This is a genomic window from Aurantiacibacter sp. KMU-128 (genome assembly GCF_056933515.1).
In genome coordinates this window covers 225,042-242,769 of record NZ_JBXORT010000001.1, presented here as the reverse complement: position 1 = coordinate 242,769, position 17,728 = coordinate 225,042, and the positions used below count along the sequence as shown (strand labels likewise).

At 64.9% G+C, this 17,728-nt stretch carries 15 protein-coding genes; 4 read left to right on the top strand and 11 right to left on the bottom strand.

What is annotated here, in order from left to right; genetic code table 11:
* Positions 1-29 precede the first annotated feature (29 nt).
* From ACS0VV_RS01270 to ACS0VV_RS01260, 3 genes are read right to left on the bottom strand one after another with little or no spacing between them, the layout of a single operon-like run.
* Positions 30-500 (bottom strand): DUF2721 domain-containing protein, encoded by a 471-nt coding sequence (locus tag ACS0VV_RS01270; protein ID WP_483530933.1) that lies wholly within the window; start codon positions 498-500, stop codon positions 30-32.
* An 11-nt stretch (positions 501-511) separates the two neighbouring features.
* A complete protein-coding gene (locus ACS0VV_RS01265; protein ID WP_483530932.1) occupies positions 512-1,543 on the bottom strand; it encodes a mannose-1-phosphate guanylyltransferase in 1,032 nt (343 codons plus the stop codon).
* A gap of 54 nt (positions 1,544-1,597) precedes the next feature.
* Positions 1,598-2,326, bottom strand: coding sequence for an energy transducer TonB (locus ACS0VV_RS01260; protein WP_483530931.1), 729 nt, complete (start codon positions 2,324-2,326; stop codon positions 1,598-1,600).
* A 79-nt stretch (positions 2,327-2,405) separates the two neighbouring features.
* On the opposite strand from ACS0VV_RS01260, the gene ACS0VV_RS01255 reads away from it, so the two are divergent.
* The 3 genes from ACS0VV_RS01255 (at position 2,406) to ACS0VV_RS01245 (ending at position 7,201) form a co-directional block, all read left to right on the top strand.
* On the top strand, positions 2,406-5,894 hold the full coding sequence (locus ACS0VV_RS01255; RefSeq protein WP_483530930.1) for a hydantoinase B/oxoprolinase family protein: 3,489 nt from the start codon (positions 2,406-2,408) through the stop codon (positions 5,892-5,894).
* On the top strand, positions 5,891-6,898 hold the full coding sequence (locus ACS0VV_RS01250) for a DUF2891 domain-containing protein (RefSeq protein ID WP_483530929.1): 1,008 nt from the start codon (positions 5,891-5,893) through the stop codon (positions 6,896-6,898). The genes ACS0VV_RS01255 and ACS0VV_RS01250 overlap by 4 nt, the downstream gene beginning before the upstream one ends.
* A 99-nt stretch (positions 6,899-6,997) precedes the next feature.
* Positions 6,998-7,201, top strand: coding sequence for a YgaP family membrane protein (locus ACS0VV_RS01245; RefSeq protein ID WP_483530928.1), 204 nt, complete (start codon positions 6,998-7,000; stop codon positions 7,199-7,201).
* Positions 7,202-7,208: 7 nt separating this feature from the next.
* Here the strand turns inward: ACS0VV_RS01245 and ACS0VV_RS01240 are convergent, their stop codons facing one another.
* From ACS0VV_RS01240 to ACS0VV_RS01220, 5 genes are all read right to left on the bottom strand, one after another.
* Positions 7,209-7,700, bottom strand: coding sequence for a hypothetical protein (locus ACS0VV_RS01240; protein WP_483530927.1), 492 nt, complete (start codon positions 7,698-7,700; stop codon positions 7,209-7,211).
* A 1-nt stretch (position 7,701) separates the two neighbouring features.
* Positions 7,702-8,655, bottom strand: coding sequence for a polysaccharide deacetylase family protein (locus ACS0VV_RS01235; RefSeq protein ID WP_483530926.1), 954 nt, complete (start codon positions 8,653-8,655; stop codon positions 7,702-7,704).
* A gap of 13 nt (positions 8,656-8,668) precedes the next feature.
* Entirely contained in the window at positions 8,669-9,061 is a 393-nt protein-coding gene (locus tag ACS0VV_RS01230) for a hypothetical protein (protein WP_483530925.1), read from the bottom strand.
* 54 nt (positions 9,062-9,115) lie between these two features.
* The gene (locus ACS0VV_RS01225) at positions 9,116-10,615 is read right to left on the bottom strand and encodes a CoA-acylating methylmalonate-semialdehyde dehydrogenase (RefSeq protein WP_483530924.1); all 1,500 of its coding nucleotides are present in this window, start codon (positions 10,613-10,615) and stop codon (positions 9,116-9,118) included.
* A gap of 195 nt (positions 10,616-10,810) precedes the next feature.
* Entirely contained in the window at positions 10,811-11,590 is a 780-nt protein-coding gene (locus ACS0VV_RS01220; protein WP_483530923.1) for an enoyl-CoA hydratase-related protein, read from the bottom strand.
* 139 nt (positions 11,591-11,729) lie between these two features.
* Between ACS0VV_RS01220 and ACS0VV_RS01215 the strand changes: the two genes are divergently transcribed.
* Positions 11,730-12,503, top strand: a complete 774-nt coding sequence (locus ACS0VV_RS01215; RefSeq protein ID WP_483530922.1) for an enoyl-CoA hydratase-related protein — start codon at positions 11,730-11,732, stop codon at positions 12,501-12,503.
* 146 nt (positions 12,504-12,649) lie between these two features.
* On the opposite strand, the gene ACS0VV_RS01210 is transcribed toward ACS0VV_RS01215, so the two are convergent.
* From ACS0VV_RS01210 to scpA, 3 genes are all read right to left on the bottom strand, one after another.
* Entirely contained in the window at positions 12,650-14,803 is a 2,154-nt protein-coding gene (locus tag ACS0VV_RS01210; RefSeq protein ID WP_483530921.1) for an ATP-binding protein, read from the bottom strand.
* A gap of 127 nt (positions 14,804-14,930) precedes the next feature.
* Positions 14,931-15,155, bottom strand: coding sequence for a hypothetical protein (locus ACS0VV_RS01205; protein ID WP_483530920.1), 225 nt, complete (start codon positions 15,153-15,155; stop codon positions 14,931-14,933).
* A gap of 241 nt (positions 15,156-15,396) precedes the next feature.
* A complete protein-coding gene (gene scpA / locus ACS0VV_RS01200) occupies positions 15,397-17,649 on the bottom strand; it encodes a methylmalonyl-CoA mutase (protein ID WP_483530919.1) in 2,253 nt (750 codons plus the stop codon).
* Positions 17,650-17,728 lie beyond the last annotated feature (79 nt).

Genomic DNA, 17,728 nt, shown 5'->3' with positions numbered 1-17,728 from the left:
AAGGGCTTTTGGGCTTAGCCGCAAGAAGCCTAAAGCTCCCGCTCTTTCTCCAGATATTCTTCCGGAATGCGCAGCGCCTTGGTGGCTTCCTGCGTTTCACGCAGGAACAGCACTAGCGCCCACATCAACAGGCCGATGGCGATGATGAAGGTGCCCGCGACCGCCAGATTGAGGTGCAGGCCGAGAAACTCCTGCACGAACAACAGCATCACGGTAACGCCGATGGCAAGCCCAGCCAGCACCAGCAGCCGCATCGCCGATCCGATCAGCGTGATGCGCAGATCGAGCGTGCGGATTTCGCGGACCACCAGATCATGCTCCATCCCCTGCGTCGCGCCGTGGCGCTGCTGCAATTCGCGGCTGCGATCGACCACGCGGCCCAGCCGGTTGGCGAGCGTCGAGAGGATATTGCCCAGCGCCACCAGCACAAACACCGGCGCGAGCGCCAATTGGATCGTCTGCGCGATCATGCCGTCGGCAACGGGGAGCAAAACCAGCATCGCGCGCGGCCCTACTGCTTGCTCGCGCCGGTCAGCTTGCCGACCTTCTGCGCGCCGTCCATCGTGGTAACGAGCACTTCGTTGCCGTCCACCACAATCGCCACATCGGTGAGGCCGATGGCGGAAATCCGCGGCCCGTCGGTTTCGGCGAGCACACCCGCGCAATCGACCAGCTCGACTGCGCCGCGTGTCGTATTGCCGCTTTCGTCCTGCTCGCGCGCATCGCGCAAGGCAGGCCAGCCGCCAATATCCGACCAGCCCATCGACACCGGCACCATCGCGGCGCGCTTGGTGTTCTCCATCACCGCATAGTCGACCGAATCGCCCTCGATTGCGGCGAAGGGTTCGGGCAGCGGATGCAGCCGGGCACCCTCCTCGCTCGCTCCCGCCATCGCATCGCGCACCGCCTGCGCCATCGCCGGGCGATGGGTGGCGAGTTCGTCCATGAAAGCCCCGGCGCGGAAGGCGAAGATGCCGCCATTCCAGCTATAGCCGCCATGGGCGAGAAATTCGCTCGCACGCGCCAGATCGGGCTTCTCGACAAACCGCTCGATGGCATAGCCGCCGGGAAGTTCGTCCCCGCGCAGGATATAGCCATAGCCGGTTTCGGGATGCGTCGGGGTGATGCCGAAAGCGACCATGTGATCGTCCCGCGCCAGCTCCGCCGCCGCCTGCGCCGCCGCGCGAAACGCCGCGACATCGGCGATATGGTGGTCGCTCGGGCACACCAGCATGATCGCATCGTCGGGCAGAGAAGTGGCCGCCAGCGCAATCGCGGGCGCGGTGTTCTTGGCCTGCGGTTCGACGATGATGCGGGAATTCGCCCCGCCCAGTTGCGCCTCCACATGGGGCAGATGCGCGGTGCCGGTGACGATGATCGGATCGGCGAATTGCGCCGCATCAGCGCAGCGCGCCAGTGTCTGTTCGAACAAAGTGGTGTCGCCCACCAGCGGCAGGAACGGCTTGGGCAGGCTCTTGCGGCTCTTGGGCCAAAGCCGCGTGCCGCTGCCGCCGCACATGATTACGGGGTGGATTTTGCTCATGCGAAGTCCCTGTGCAATTCCCCGCCGCACTGCAAGGCGATTGTTGCGCGTGGGTTACGAACGCGCGCGGAAATCGACGCGGTAGCCGTAGCGTGCTTCGACCGGCGTGCCATCTGCCGTGGTGGCGGGATTGAAGCGGATGCGCTCGATCACCAGCGGGCAAACGCGCGCGGTTGTCTCGGCATCCACCTGCGTATTGGCGACGGTGCAACTACGCGCACGGCCATCGGTGGTGACGGTAAAATGCACGGTGACCGATTGGCCGAAACGCGCCGCACGTCCGCCCTCGGGAATCGGAAAATCGCGCGCTTCGTTGAGCTCGCCCGAACGCACCGACGGCCCGACCGCCACCGCGCCGCCAGTGCCTGACCCGCGCCGCCCGCTGCCCGTACCCTCGCCTTCGCCGCCCGCGCCGGTGCCATCGCCCTGATCGCGCGCGCCCGAATTGTTCGCCGTGCCGGTAGAGGTCGCGCGCGGTGCGGGGGTCTGGCGCGGCAAGGGCTGCGGCGGCGCCATCACTTCGCGCGGCGTCGCCTCGCGCCCTTCCGCGCCAGCTGCGCCTTCATCGGGCTGCGGCGGCGCATCGCTCGGCTCGGCATCAGGAGGCGGGGGCGCGGTGATGGTGACCGAGATGACCGAGGTGGCGCGTTCCACCACGCTGGCGGTAAATTCGGGCGCGAGCAGCCGCGCGAGGCCCGCGAGCGCGACAATATGGAACAGGCCAATGAGCACGACCAGCTTCCAGTCGAGCTTCTTGCGGTCGGTCGAGTAGGTGTCAGCCATGCGCGATTTACCCCCGCCACAGCGGGAAAGGCAAGGCTGCGTCTCGACCTGTCGCTGGCGAGAGCTTAACAGGCGGAGCATGACCGGCTCCTATCGCTTCGCCATCGATCGCGGCGGCACCTTTACCGATGTCGTGGCGCAATTGCCCGATGGCCGCGTGGTGACGGCGAAGCTGCTCTCCAGCAATCCCGAGCACTATCCCGATGCCGCGAGCGAGGCGGTGCGGCGGATACAGGCCGAACATGGCGCAGCGCCGATTGCCGAGCTGCGCATCGGCACCACGATTGCCACCAACGCTTTGCTGGAGCGTGAAGGCGCGGAAGTCGCGCTGGCGATCACCAAGGGGCACCGTGACGCGCTGCGGATCGGCAACCAGGCGCGGCCCGATATTTTCGCGAGGCATATCGTTAAGCCCGAACGGCTGGAGCGCCACGTGGTCGAAATCGCCGAGCGGATGGACGCGGATGGCGAAGTGCTGCTGCCGCTCGACGAGGAGGCGGCGCGGCGCGATTTGCAGGCCTTTCGCGAGGCGGGTGTCGATGCGCTCGCCATCGTGCTGCTGCATGGCTGGACGTATACAGCGCACGAGGCGCGGGTGGCGGAAATCGCCCGCGAGCTGGGCTTTGCGCAGGTCAGCGTCGGCCACGAAGTCTCGCCACTCATCCGGCTGGTGCCGCGCGGCGATACGAGTGTGGCGGACGCCTATCTCTCACCGGTGATCCGCGCCTATGTCGAGCAATTGGCCGCGCGCCTGCCTGATCATGGCGATCTGCGGTTCATGCAATCGAATGGCGGGCTGACCGATGCCCGCGCCTTTCGCGGCAAGGATGCCGTGCTCTCTGGCCCCGCCGGCGGCGTGGTCGGCATAGCGACGACCGCGCAGCGGCTCGGCTATCAGCGGCTCATCGGTTTCGACATGGGCGGGACGAGCACCGATGTCTGCCTGTTTGCCGGAGACTATGCGCGCACCGGCGATAGCGTGGTCGCGGGCGTGCGTATCGCCGCGCCGATGATGCAGGTGCATACGGTGGCGGCGGGGGGCGGCTCGATCTGCCGGTTTGACGGGCAGCGGCTGCGCGTCGGACCGCAAAGCGCGGGCGCGGATCCCGGCCCCGCCTGCTACCGCAAGGGCGGGCCGCTGACGGTGACCGATTGCAATCTGGTGCTGGGGCGGATCGACCCCGCGCAGTTCCCCGCCGTGTTCGGCCCGCATGGCGACGCGCCGCTCGACCCTGAAGCCGCTCACAAGCGGCTGGAAGAGGTGCGCGCTGCCTTGCCCGATCCGATGAGCGCGGATGAACTGGCCGAGGGTTTCCTAACCATCGCGGTCGATGAAATGGCCAATGCCATCCGCAAGATCAGCACCGCGCGCGGGCATGATGTGACGACTTATGCGCTCGCCTGCTTTGGCGGGGCGGGCGGACAATTCGCCTGCCGCGTGGCGGACGAGCTGGGGATGGAGACGGTGCTGATCCACCCCTTCGCCGGAATGCTCAGCGCCTATGGCATCGGCCTCGCCCCCGTCACCGCGATGCGCGAGGCGGGCGTAGTGCGACCGCTCAGCGAAGACTTTACCGAAGGTCTGATGAAGCTGCGCGCGGAGGCGGAGGACGAGCTGCTGGCGCAGGGCATTGCGGCGGAAACGATCACCCTCACCAACAGGCTGCGGCTGCGCTTCGAGGGGAGCGATACGACGCTCGATCTGCCGCTCACAGATAGAGTTGAGGCGGATTTCCGCGCCGCGCACCGCAAACGCTTCGGCTGGTCGGACGATAGCGCGCCGCTCATGCTCGAAGCGATCAGCGTGGAGGCGCAGGGCACCAGTGGCGGGCTGGGCGATGCCGATATCGGTCAGGTCGCGCCGCTTCCCGCAGGCGAAGCGCGCAACGGCCCCGCCATCCTGCCCGCTGCAGGTTCCACCACCGTGCTGGAGGAAGGCTGGCAGGCTGCTTGCGAGGCAGACGGCTCGCTCGTCCTCACCCGCTCTGTGCCGCGCCAGCGCGCACCGGCGGCAGGCACGCAGGTCGACCCGGTCCGCCTCGCCATATTCAACAATCTGTTCATGGCGATTGCGGAGGAAATGGGCGTGGTGCTCGAAGCCACCGCCAGCTCGGTCAATATCAAGGAGCGGCTCGATTTCTCCTGCGCGCTGTTCGATGCGACGGGCAATCTGATCGCCAATGCGCCGCATATTCCCGTGCATCTGGGCAGTATGGGAGCGAGCATCCAGCGGGTGATTGCCAACCGTTCGGGCAGCGAGCGCGGAATCAGGCGCGGCGATGCCTATATCGTCAACGATCCCTATCACGGCGGCACGCATCTGCCCGATGTGACGGTGATCGCGCCGGTGTTCTGGGACGATGAGGCTGGGGAGCCGCACGCCTTCGTCGCTGCAAGGGGGCACCACGCCGATATTGGCGGGATAGCGCCCGGCTCGATGCCGCCCGACAGCCGCAGCATCGATGATGAAGGCATCAGGCTCGACGATGTGCTGCTGGTGGATGAAGGGCGCTTTCTAGAGCGCGACATTTTCGACATTCTCACGAGCGGCGAGCATCCCGCTCGCAATCCCCTGCGCAATATCGCCGATCTGAAAGCCCAGCTCGCCGCCTGCGCGCGCGGGAGCGACCTGCTCGGCGCGGCGGCGCAGGAGCATTCAGGCGCAGTGGTCGCCGCCTATATGGGCCATGTGCTCGACAATGGCGAAGCCGCCGTGCGCGCGCTGCTGGAGCATTTGCCCGAAGGCGCTTTCAGCTACGCGATGGACAATGGCGCGCAGGTGGCGGTGCGCATCGCCATCGACCGTGCGGCGCGCAGCGCACTGTTCGATTTTACCGGCACCAGCGCGCAATTGCCCGACAATTTCAACGCGCCCGAAGCGATCACCCGCGCCGCCGTGCTCTATGCGCTCAGGTGCCTTATCGACGATGATGTGCCCTTGAACGATGGCTGCCTGCGTCCTGTAACTCTGCGCATTCCCGAAGGCTCCATGCTCAGCCCCAACCCGCCCGCCGCGATTGTTGCGGGGAATGTGGAAACGAGCCAGGTCGTCACCGATGCCGTCTTCGCCGCCTGCGGTGCGCTCGCGCCGTCGCAGGGGACGATGAACAACCTCACTTTCGGCAACGAGCGCCACCAATATTACGAGACGATCTGTGGCGGGTCGGGCGCAGGGCCGACGCATCCCGGCACCGATGCGGTGCAAACGCATATGACCAATTCGCGCCTCACCGATCCCGAAGTGCTCGAAACCCGCCTGCCGGTTCGCGTGCTGGGCTTTTCCGTGCGCGAGGGATCGGGGGGCACAGGCGCGCAGACGGGTGGCAACGGGGTCGAGAGGCGCATAGAGTTTACAGAAGCAATGCGCGTGCAAATGCTCGCCAACCGCCGCCGCGTGGCCCCGCGCGGGCTGGCGGGCGGCGGCGACGCGCAGGCAGGGGAGACATTTGTGGAGCATTCCGACGGGCGCGTGACGCAGCTTGGCGCAACCGGCGCGGCCGATGTCGAACCCGGCGATGTTATCACCATCCGTACGCCGGGCGGTGGCGGTTATGGAGATGCGGCATGAGCATTGATGCAGGGCTGGCCGGACGTTTTGCGCGCACTGCGCTTTCCCATGTGGCGCAGGAATATCCCAACAAGCTCGACCATGTGATGGCGGGCCCACAGGATGTGCTGTCGCCCGCCACATTGCACCCCGCTTTCCCCGGCAGTTTCGACTGGCACAGCTGCGTCCACAGCTGGTGGACTTTGCTCACTATCCGCCGCCTCTATCCCGACCTGCCCGAAGCGCCGGCGATCACCGCGCTCGCCGATAGCACGTTCACGGCGGAGAAGCTGGGAGCAGAACTCGCCTATGCGCAGCGCCCGCAATCGCGCGCCTTCGAGCGGCCTTATGGCTGGGCGTGGTATGCGATGCTGCATCTAGAAGCCTCGCGCTCGCCGGAAAAACCGTGGGCGCAGCATATGGAGCCGCTCGCGCGCCATTTTGCCGCGGGCTGGCGCGATTATCTGGGCATCCTTGCCTACCCCATCCGCGCGGGCACCCATTTCAACACCGCATTCGCCATGCGGCTGGTGCTCGACTGGGCGGAGGTGTTCGACCCCGCGCTCGCAAAGCTGATGGCGGACAAGGCGATGGAATGGTTCGCCGCCCATGCCGATGTGCATCCGATCGAACCATCGGGCGATGATTTCCTGTCGGGCACGCTCACCGTCGCGCAAGTCATGCGCAAGGTGGGCCGTGTGCCATTCGACGACTGGCTGGAGCAATATCTGCCGGCCTTGCGCGAAGGCCGCCCCGCTTGCCTCTTCGATCCGGTCGTCCCGCGCGACCGCAGCGATGGCAAGATGGCGCATCTCGACGGTTTCAACCTCTCGCGCGCATGGAGCTGGATCGAGATCGGCAATGCGAAGCGGCTGGGCAAGGCCCATGCGACGCCCGAATTGGCTCTCTACAATGCGAGCATCGAGCAGGTGGACAAGGATTATATGTCTTCGCACTGGCTGGCGAGTTTCGCGCTGCTGGTGATCCTCGCTTACGAGGAGCGCGCCGCCAAAGCCGGAAGTTGATCTGCGTCAAAGACGCAGGTGTAGCCGCAGGCCTATTGCGGACGAACAGACTTACTGGCGAGTCGCCACCGGGCGCTTGCCGCATTTCAGGAGGTTCGCATGAAAAAGAATATGGGTTCAATGGACAAGACCATCCGCCTGATCGCGGCAGTGGTGCTGGTGGCGCTCGGCCTTACCGGCACACTGACCGGAACTGCGGCAATTGTCGGCTATGTCGTGGCAGCGGTGTTCGCGCTGACCAGCTTTGTATCCTTCTGCCCCGCCTATCTGCCTTTCGGCATCAGCACCTGCAAAACGCGCTGAGCGGCGCCTAGCCGTCGCAGCGTTTGCGCGGGTAATCGGATCGCCCCGTCGCGGCGGCGGGATCGCTGGTGTGCAGCAAGCCGTCCGCGTCGATATCGAGGCGGAAACTGTCGTTCCATGTCTCCCCCTCGCCCGCCATGGCGAGATCGACGACGATGTAATCATCGGTTGCCACCACGCGCTGCACCTCGCCAACGGCTTCGTAGAACAGGAATTCGTCCTGCGAGATTTCAAGGCGCATATCGGAATAATCGAGGCATTTGCCTTCGATATAGTCCCACACGCCAACATACTCCGCCGGGATCGCGCCTTCGCCGGCGGCCACGGTTTCCGGCACGTTTGCGGGCTCTGGCGTTTCCATACCGACAGGTTGCTCGTCAGCGCTTTCCGCCAGAGCAGGCGGGTTGTCATTGGTGGGCGCAGGCTCCTGCGCTTCTCCGCCACACGCCGCGAGAAGCGCGATGGCGGGAAGCAGGGCGGCGATGCGATAGGTCTTCATGTCAGTCGTTTTCCCCGGTCTGGCCCAGCACGCGGGCGTTGAACGCGGCGCGGGCGACGGCTGTATCATTGCGAGCATACCAGCGCGGCGCGGGTAGTCCACACTCCCACGCAACCTGCTCGGTCAGCGTGCCTTGCGCGCTCGGCGTTTGATAGGTCGCGGCCAATTGGCCAAACGGATCGGCAAAGGCCTCGTCCGCCGTAATGATTGTCCAGCCATCGGCTTCGAGCGCGTCGATCAGATCGGCGAGGAACAGCACGGTCACATCCGCCTCGTGCAGCAGCAAGACGTGCGCGGGCGAGCGGCCAATCGTGCGCACGGCCAGATCATCGAAGAAGTCCGCCGCCTCGACATGGCTTTCGACGAACAATTCGCCCAATGCCTCCATATCGACCGCGTGCCCGTCCCGCACCGCCTCGCTCGCCGCCTGGTCGTAGAACCAGTCGCTCGCATCGACGGTGACATAGCCGTTGATGAGCCCGCGCTCGGCGAGCCCTGCGCGAATGCCGTCGCGCTTGGCAAGATCGGCGCGGCCTTCATTCAAGTATGGGTAGCGGAACCACGGGCGGTGGTTTTCCAGCTGCACCAGCCACGCTTCGGCGCTGTCGATCTCGGCAAGATAGTCCTCGACCGAGAGATCACTCAGCGAGGCATGGGTGGCGGTGTGGTTGGCCATGACATGGCCATCCGCCTGATACGCCATGATATGCGCGACACCGTTTTCCCGCTCGTGCAATTTGCCCGGATTGACGAAGAACGCCGCCTGCTCGACGCCCGCCTCGCGCAAGGTTCTGCGGAGCATTTCGAGCCGCTCGTCCGTCGTGAGGAACGCCCCCTGGTGGCGCGGGATATCGTCAAAGGTTAGCGCAATGCGGCGTTCGGGCAGCGGCGCGGGCGAAGTGGCGCACCCGGCGAGCACGATGGCGGCAAGAAGGGTTGCAAGCAGGCGGATCATTGCTGCCCGCACCTCACAGCGGCGGCATCTCAGGTTCCACGCACCGCTCAAGGATCAGCGCGAGCGGGTCGAGCGCGCCGAAATGCAGCACATCATCGGCGACAAGGTGGAGCGCGATGCCCTCGTCGGCGTCGGGATCATCGAGATCGGGCACGCGCGCCAGCACGATCAGATCGCGGCCACGCGCCTCACGCGGGTAGAGCGGTGCCGCGCCTTCGCGGCTGGCAGATTCCGCCGTGATAACCAGCGGCACTGCACAATCGCCCCGATGCCCCCATTCGCCGTGAAAAGCCTGCGGAATTGCGCCGAGCGGGGTTGCCTCTTGCGCCATGGCCGCGCTGGTGAGGCAGGTTGAAGCCAGCGCCGTTGCCAGGCACGCCCCCGATTTCCAAAGCGCAGAGATCATCGCCATGTCCTCCCAATTTCCCGGATCGCTGGAACCGCCTGGCTTGCCACAACCTTAACCCATCGTCGGAATAAGAAACGCGTTCGAGCCGTCGCCGCCGCCATCGGGCCAGCGCTGGGTGACCTTTTTCGCCTTCGTCCAGAAGCGCAGGCCTTCCATGCCGTATTGGTCGGCATCGCCAAAGCCCGAACGTTTCCAGCCGCCGAAGCTGTGATAGCTGACGGGCACCGGGATCGGCACGTTGATGCCGACCATCCCCACGTTGACCCGGTGCGCGAACTCGCGCGCTGCGTGGCCGTTGCGGGTGAAGATGGCGACGCCATTGCCATATTGATGCTCGCTCGGCAGGCGCAACGCCTCCTCGAAGTCCTTGGCGCGCACGATTTGCAGCACGGGGCCGAAAATCTCTTCCTTGTAGCTTTCCATGTCGGGCGTGACATGGTCGATCAGCGTCGGGCCGACGAAGAAGCCGTTTTCATGGCCTTGCAGCGTGAAGCCGCGCCCGTCGATCACGATCTCGCCGCCCTCGGTTTCCGCCGTGCTGATCCAGCCTTCGACGCGGGCCTTGTGCTCGGGCGTGACGACGGGGCCGTAATGCGCCTCGGGATCGTTGGAGACACCCACGCGCAACGCGTTGATCGCGGGGATCAGCTTTTCGCGCAGGGCATTCGCGGTATCCTCGCCCACCGGCACCACCACCGGCAGCGCCATGCAGCGTTCGCCCGCCGAACCGAAAGCCGCGCCCGCCAGATCGTTCACCACCTGGTCGAGATCGGCGTCGGGCATCACAATGCCGTGGTTCTTCGCTCCGCCAAAGGCCTGTACCCGCTTGCCCGCTGCAGTGCCGCGGCTGTAGATATATTGCGCGATGTCGGACGAACCGACAAAGCTTATCGCCGCAATCGCCGGATGATCGAGGATCGCATCGACCATTTCCTTGTCGCCATGCACGACTTGCAGCAGGCCCTCGGGCGCGCCTGCTTCCACGAACAATTCCGCGAGGCGCACGGGCACCGAAGGGTCGCGCTCGGAGGGCTTGAGGATAAAGGCATTGCCCGCCGCCACCGCCATGCCGAACATCCACATCGGGATCATCGCGGGGAAGTTGAACGGCGTGATTCCCGCGCCGATGCCGAGCGGCTGGCGCATTGAATAGACATCGATGCCCGGCCCCGCGCCATTGGTGTACTCACCCTTGAGCGCCTGCGGGATGCCGCACGCAAATTCGATCACTTCGAGCCCGCGCTGGATATCGCCATGCGCATCGTCGACGACCTTGCCATGCTCGCTGGCGAGCAGTTCGGCCAGCGTCTGCTTGTTGGCTTCCACCAGCCGTTTGAATTCGAACATCACGCGGGCGCGCTTTTGCGGATTGGTCGCCGCCCATTCGGGCTGCACCGCCTTGGCATTGGCAATCGCGGTTTCGAGCACCGACGCACCGCCCAGCGCCACTTCGGCCTGCACTTCGCCGGTGGAGGGGTTCCAGATGGAATGCTTGCGCGCCCCCGCGCCGCTGCCTGCATAGCCCTGGATGAAATGATCGATCTGTCGCATGGCCTCTACCCGTTCTTTGTGTGTGTTGTTGCCGTGCCCTAGGGCGTGCCTCGTTGCGAGTCTATCGCCTGTCGGCAGCCTACCGGGCCTTGATGAAAAGCCCTTCCCCTTGGGGAAGGGTTGGGATGCGGGTTCGACTCTCGATTGGCGTTGAACCCCCACCCCCGGCCCCTCCCCACGGGGAGGGGAGAAGGCTTAACGGCCCTTCCAGTTGGCGGCACGCTTTTCGACGAAGGCCTTCATGCCTTCCATCTTGTCCTCGGTCGCGGTGAGGATCTGGAACAGGCGGCGCTCATGCGTCATGCCCTGCGAAAGCGTGGTTTCGTCGGCGGCGTTGACCAGTTCCTTGTTCACCATCGCGGCCATGGGCGGCATCGAGGCGATGGTTTCGGCGGCTTTCATCGCTTCGTCCATCAGCTGCTCATGCGGCACCACGCGGGCGACGAGGCCCGCGCGCTCGGCTTCGGCCGCATCCATCATCCGTCCCGTGAGGCACAGATCCATCGCCTTGGCCTTGCCCACCGCGCGGGTGAGGCGCTGGCTGCCGCCCATTCCCGGCGCGACGCCCAGCTTGATTTCGGGCTGGCCGAATTTGGCGTTCTCCGAAGCGATGATGAAATCCGCCATCATCGCAAGCTCGCACCCGCCGCCCAGCGCAAAGCCGTTGACCGCAGCAATCCACGGCTTGCGGGTCTTGGCGGTCATCTCGTTCCAGCCGGCGAAGAAATCCTCGAGGTAGAAATCGGCAGCGGGCTTGTCGGCCATTTCCTTGATATCCGCGCCTGCGGCAAAGGCCTTGTCGCCCGATCCCGTCACCACCGCACAATGCTGGCTCTCATCCGCTTCAAAGCCGGTGAAGGCGCACATCAGTTCAGCGAGCACTTTGCTCGACAGCGCGTTCAGCGCTTCGGGCCGGTTCAGCGTGATCAGCGTAACCGCGCCCTGCGTTTCGACGGTGATGGTTTCGTAAGCCATAGGGAATCTCTCTCACGCAAATTTTTGTTGTGACGCGCCAAACCATGTTGCGCGGGCAGGCGCAAGTATGCGCGCAGGAAACCATCGCCAAGGCGGGATAAAGCCGTTATCGCTACGCGCCAAAGGGAGAGAATACCGCATGGCCGACGACCTACTCTACAGTTTCGAAAACGACATCGCGACGATCAAGCTGAACGCGCCGGACAAATTGAATTCGCTCTCGCCATCGATGCTCACCGGCCTGCCCGCGGCCTTTGCCCGCGCGCAGGAAGACGGGGCGCGCTGCATCGTCTTTACCGGCACGGGGCGCGCCTTCTGCACCGGCGCGCGGCTGGGGCCGGACGGGATTATCGGCGATGATCTGGGCGCGGTGCTGCAGGAATATTACGAGCCCGTCGCGCGTGCCATGGCCGATTGCGACGTGCCTATCGTCACCGCGATGAACGGCGTTGCGGCAGGCGCAGGCCTCGGCTTTGCGTTGATGGGGGACATCGTCATTGCAGTACGCTCGGCAGAGCTGATCTGCGCATTCGCGCGGATCGGTCTGGTGCCCGATGCAGGCACAACCTGGCTGCTCGCCAAATCAGTGGGCCGCGCCAAGGCATTGGAAATGATGCTGCTCGCCGAAGCCATGCCCGCCGAGGAGGCCGCCCAGCTCGGCCTGATCGCCCGCGTGGTGGATGATGAAGCTCTGGACGCGGAAGTCGCCAAGGTCGCGGGCAAGCTCGCCAAAATGCCGACCAAGGCGCTGGGTATGATCCGCAAGCAGGCGACCGCCGCGCTCGATAACGGCTTCGAAGGCGCGCTGGCGGCGGAGGCGGCGAACCAGACGGTCGCGGGCCGCACGCAGGACTTTATGGAAGGCGTGGTCGCCTTTATCCAGAAGCGGATGCCGGACTTCAAGGGGAAGTAGGCTTCACACCCCTCCCGTGAGGGAGGGGCGGCGAGACTTGGCAGCTTGCTGCTTAGTCGCGGCGGGGTGGGCTTGCGGCGATCGATCATCGGGCAGCGGTACCCCCACCCCCGGCCCCTCCCCACGGGGAGGGGAGTTTGGTGTGCCTACTCCAGCTCCAAGATCACCGCATCCACCACCAGCGTCTCGCCTTCGGCAGCGTAGATGGTGGCGACCGTGCCTGCCTTTTCGGCGCGCAGGATGTTTTCCATCTTCATCGCTTCCACCGTGGCGAGCGGTTGGCCGGGCTGCACCTCCTCGCCCGCGCCCACGTGCAGTTTTACCAGCAGGCCGGGCATTGGGCAGAGCAGCATTTTGGATGTGTCCGGCGGTTCCTTCTCGATCATATGACCCGCGTGTTCCGCCAGCCGCGCTTCGAGCACGCGCAGATCATGGCTCGCGCCGCGTGTGGTCATGCGATAGCCGGTGCGGGTGCGGGCGATGCGGATGCCATAGCTGGCGACCGCTTCCGCGTCCTCATCGGTGCTGTCGAAAACCGCCACATCGACCATCCGGTCGCCCGGCGTGTATTGGAATTCGAGCACGACCGGTTCGCCATCGACCAGCAGGCCTTCCTCGCCGAGGGTCACCGCGTGGTCCGCGTCGCCCATTCGCACCGTCCAGTCGCCCGGCGCATAGAGCGGATCGGCCAGTTGATCGGAAATCCGCCGCGCGCGGTCGGCATCGGCGGTGGCGATGACGCCCGCGACGGCCGCCAGCACGCGCTTGGTTTGCTCACTCGTCGCCGCGCCTTCGAACCCGTCGGGATATTCCTCGGCGATAAAGCCGGTGGTGAGTTCGCCGCTGCGGAAGCGCGGGTGCTGCATCAGCGCGGAGAGGAAATCGACATTGTGACCGAGGCCTTCCAGCTCGGTCCGGTCGAGCGCGGCGATCTGCAAATCCGCCGCTTCGTCGCGCGTGGGGGCCCATGTCACCAGCTTGGCGATCATCGGATCGTAGAAGATCGAGACCTCGCCGCCTTCCTGCACGCCGGAGTCGATGCGGGTGTAGCCATGAGCCCCCTCCCCTTGCGGGAGGGGGTTGGGGGAGGGGTTCGCCGCGTGAGCGGCGACTGGCGTCGCCGACCCCTCTCCCTCCGCGCCTGATGGCGCTCCTCCCTCTCCCACAAGGGGAGAGGGATCAGGAGGGCCGAAATGGCTCGCCTCGGGAAACCGCAAACGCACCAGCCGCCCGGTGCTGGGCAGGAAACCGCGATAGGGGTCTTCAGCATAGATGCGGTTCTCGATCGACCAGCCGTTGATGCCGATATCGTCCTGCGTCATCGCCAACTTCTCGCCCGCCGCCACGCGGATCATCTGTTCGACCAGATCGACTCCGGTGATCGCCTCGGTGACGGGATGCTCCACCTGCAGGCGGGTGTTCATTTCAAGGAAGTAGAAGCTCTCCCCCGTCGGGTCTGCGCCGCTGACGATCAGCTCGACCGTGCCTGCCGAATGGTATCCGACCGCCTTGGCCAGCGCGACGCACTGTTCGCCCATGGCCTTGCGCATCTTCGGCGTGACGAAGGGCGAAGGCGCTTCTTCCACCACCTTCTGGTGGCGGCGCTGGATCGAGCATTCGCGCTCGTTGAGATAGAGCACGTTGCCGTGCTGGTCACCGAGGATCTGGATCTCGATGTGGCGCGGGTTGAGAATGAATTTCTCGATGAAGACGCGGTCATCGCCGAAGCTGTTGAGTCCTTCGCGCTTGGTCGCCTCGAAACCCTCGCGCACGTCCTGTTCGGAGTAGGCGAGCCGCATCCCCTTGCCGCCGCCGCCCGCGCTGGCCTTCATCATCACCGGATAGCCGATGTCATTGGCGATTTTCACCGCGTGTTCGGTATCCGCGATTTCGCCGACAAAGCCCGGGACGACATTGACGCCCGCTTCCTTGGCAAGCTTCTTGCTTTCGATCTTGTCCCCCATCGCCGCAATCGCGCTGGCGGGCGGGCCGATAAAGGCGATGCCTTCTGCCGCGAGCGCCTCGACGAAACTCGCGCGCTCCGACAGAAAGCCATAACCCGGATGCACCGCTTCAGCGCCGGTCTGCTTGCAGGCGGCGATGATCTTCTCGGCAATGAGATAGGACTCGGCGGCAGGCGAAGGCCCGATATGCACCGCTTCATCGGCCATCTGCACGAAAGGCGCGCGCGCATCGGCATCCGAATACACCGCCACCGTGGCAATACCCATGCGCCGCGCGGTCTTGATAACCCGGCACGCGATTTCGCCACGATTGGCTATGAGGATTTTGGAGAACATCTGTTCGATTTTCCTAACACACTTATCTCGTCATCCCGGACTTGATCCGGGATCCAGCTTGCTGCGGCTCCGACTCAAGAGAAGCCTTGCCCCGGATCAAGTCCGGGGTGACGTTGTGAAAGAGGCCTCACTCCGTCCCCTCCCACAGCCGTTTGATCGCCCACGCCCAGACAAGCATCAGCCCCAGCGCGGTGAGCCATAGCACGTTCTCGTACCAGAGCGGCCCGTCGTAAACGATGTGGCGGTCGAGGCGCAAATCCGCACGGTCTGCCGCCATACTCCCCGCCGCGCACGATGTCGGGAGCAGCACGAGCGTGAGGATGACCGAGCGGATGACGAGGGGTTTGTTCAAGGGCGGCCTCCGCCACGGAACTTCCGCGATCCGCGATATCCCAGGATTGCGGGAACTGCGACATTGCCAATCCAGTACCACATTGGAGCCGGGCAATCAGGATTGGGGCCCAACAATTCCTCCGCTTTGCGACAGAATCCGATATTGGCATGGGTCACGAGAACGGCGAAATTGAAGAACAAAAGCCACGCCGCCGAGCCGATAAGCACGAGCACCACGATGCCAAGGACGCGTGGCGCGCTCACTCCACCTCTTCCCCCGCGGGCGGCATATTGTGGCCGAGCAGGCGCAGCACGTCGGCGGCGGCTTCGACGACATTGGTGCCGGGGCCGTAAATGCCCTGCACGCCCGCTTTCTTGAGGAAATCATAGTCCTGCGGCGGGATCACTCCGCCTGCGACCACCTTGATATCGGGGCGGCCTGCGTCTTTCAGGTGCTGGATCAGCTCGGGGATCAGCGTCTTGTGCCCTGCCGCGAGCGAGCTTGCGCCCACCACGTCGACCGCGTTGTCGAGCGCCATTTGCGCGGTCTCTTCCGGTGTCTGGAACAGCGGGCCGGACAGCACATCGAAGCCCATATCGGCAAAGGCGGAGGCGATCACATTCGCGCCGCGATCGTGCCCGTCCTGACCCATTTTGGCGACAAGGATGCGCGGCTTATGGTCGAGGCGGCGCGCCACGGCTTCGACACCGGCGACCACCTGCGCGTACCGCTCGTCATTCTCGTAAGCCGCGGCGTAAACGCCTTTCACCGGCCTCGGCAGTGTGTCGTAGCGCCCGAAAGCGGCCTCCATGGCGGCGGAGATTTCGCCCAGCGTCGCGTCATGGCGCGCGGCTTCGACCGCGAGCGCGAGAAGGTTGCAATCCATTCCCCGCTCATCCTGAGCTTGTCGAAGGATCGCTTTTTCTTCTTCTGGCGCGGCCCCTCCACCATGCTGCGCATGGTCCCCCTCCCCGTTCCGGGGAGGATTTTGGGCGGCCTCGGTCAAGGCCTTCAACGCCGCCTGACACGCCGCCTCGTCGCGTCCGGCGCGCACTTTTTTCAGCCGTGCAATCTGGCTCTGGCGCACCGCATGATTGTCGATATCGAGCGTGTCGAGCGCGGCTTCTTCGGCGAGGCGGTATTTGTTCACGCCCACGATCACCGTCTCGCCCTTGTCGATCCGCGCCTGCTTTTCCGCCGCCGCGCTTTCAATCGCCGCTTTGGGCGCGCCGCTGGCGACGTAAGCGGTCATCCCGCCTGCCGCATCGACTTCGGCCAGCAAAGCGCGCGCCTTGTCGGCAATCTCGGCGGTCAGCGCTTCGATGTAATAGCTGCCGCCTAAAGGATCGGCGACATTGCACACGCCGCTTTCCTCTTGCAGCACCAGTTGCGTGTTGCGCGCGATGCGGGCGGAGAAATCGGTGGGGAGCGCGATGGCTTCATCCAGCGCATTGGTGTGCAGCGACTGCGTGCCGCCCAGCACAGCCGAAAGCGCCTCCAAAGTGGTGCGGATGACGTTGTTGTAAGGGTCCTGCTCCTGCAGGCTCACCCCGCTCGTTTGGCAATGGGTGCGCAGCATTTTCGACTTCGGGTCTTTCGCGCCCAGTTCGGTCATCACCTCGTGCCACAAAGTGCGCGCGGCGCGCATTTTGGCGATCTCCATGAAGAAATTCATGCCGATGCCCCAGAAGAAGCTGAGGCGCGGCGCGAAGGCGTCGATATCGAGGCCGGTGGCCATCGCTCGGCGGGCATATTCCTTGCCGTCGGCGATGGTGAAGGCGAGCTCCTGCACCGCTGTCGCCCCCGCCTCGTGCATATGATAGCCGCTGATCGAAATGCTGTTGAAGCGCGGCATATGCGCGCTGGTGTAGGCGATAATGTCGCTGACGATCCGCATCGATGGCTCGGGCGGATAGATATAGGTGTTGCGCACCATGAACTCTTTGAGAATGTCGTTCTGGATGGTGCCGCTGAGCTTGTCCGCGCTCACGCCCTGTCGCTCCGCCGCAACGATGTAGAACGCCATCACCGGAATGACCGCGCCGTTCATGGTCATCGAAACCGACATCTCGTCGAGCGGAATCTGGTCGAACAGGATTTCCATATCGCGCACGGTGTCGATGGCGACGCCCGCCTTGCCGACATCGCCGACCACGCGCGGGTGATCGGAATCGTAGCCGCGATGGGTGGCGAGGTCGAAGGCGACGGAGAGGCCCTTCTGTCCCGCCGCCAGATTGCGGCGGTAAAAGGCGTTCGATTCCTCGGCGGTGGAGAAACCCGCATATTGCCGGATCGTCCACGGGCGGCCAGTATACATCGAGGCATAGGGGCCGCGCGTAAACGGCTCGAACCCCGGCATGGCGGGCTCCGCCGGCGCGTCCGCTGCCGTGTAAAGCGGCTGCACGGCGATGCCTTCGGGCGTGTGCCACGTCAGGTCACGGCCTTTGACTTCCTTGGCGGCCTTTTCGTGCCAGTCGGCTTTGGTGGGGCCAGAGTTTATTGCGTCGGTCATTGTTACTTCCGTGGTTTCCCCCCGACCCGCTCACCCTGAGCCTGTCGAAGGGTTGTCCTTACTTCAGGTGCCGCAAGCA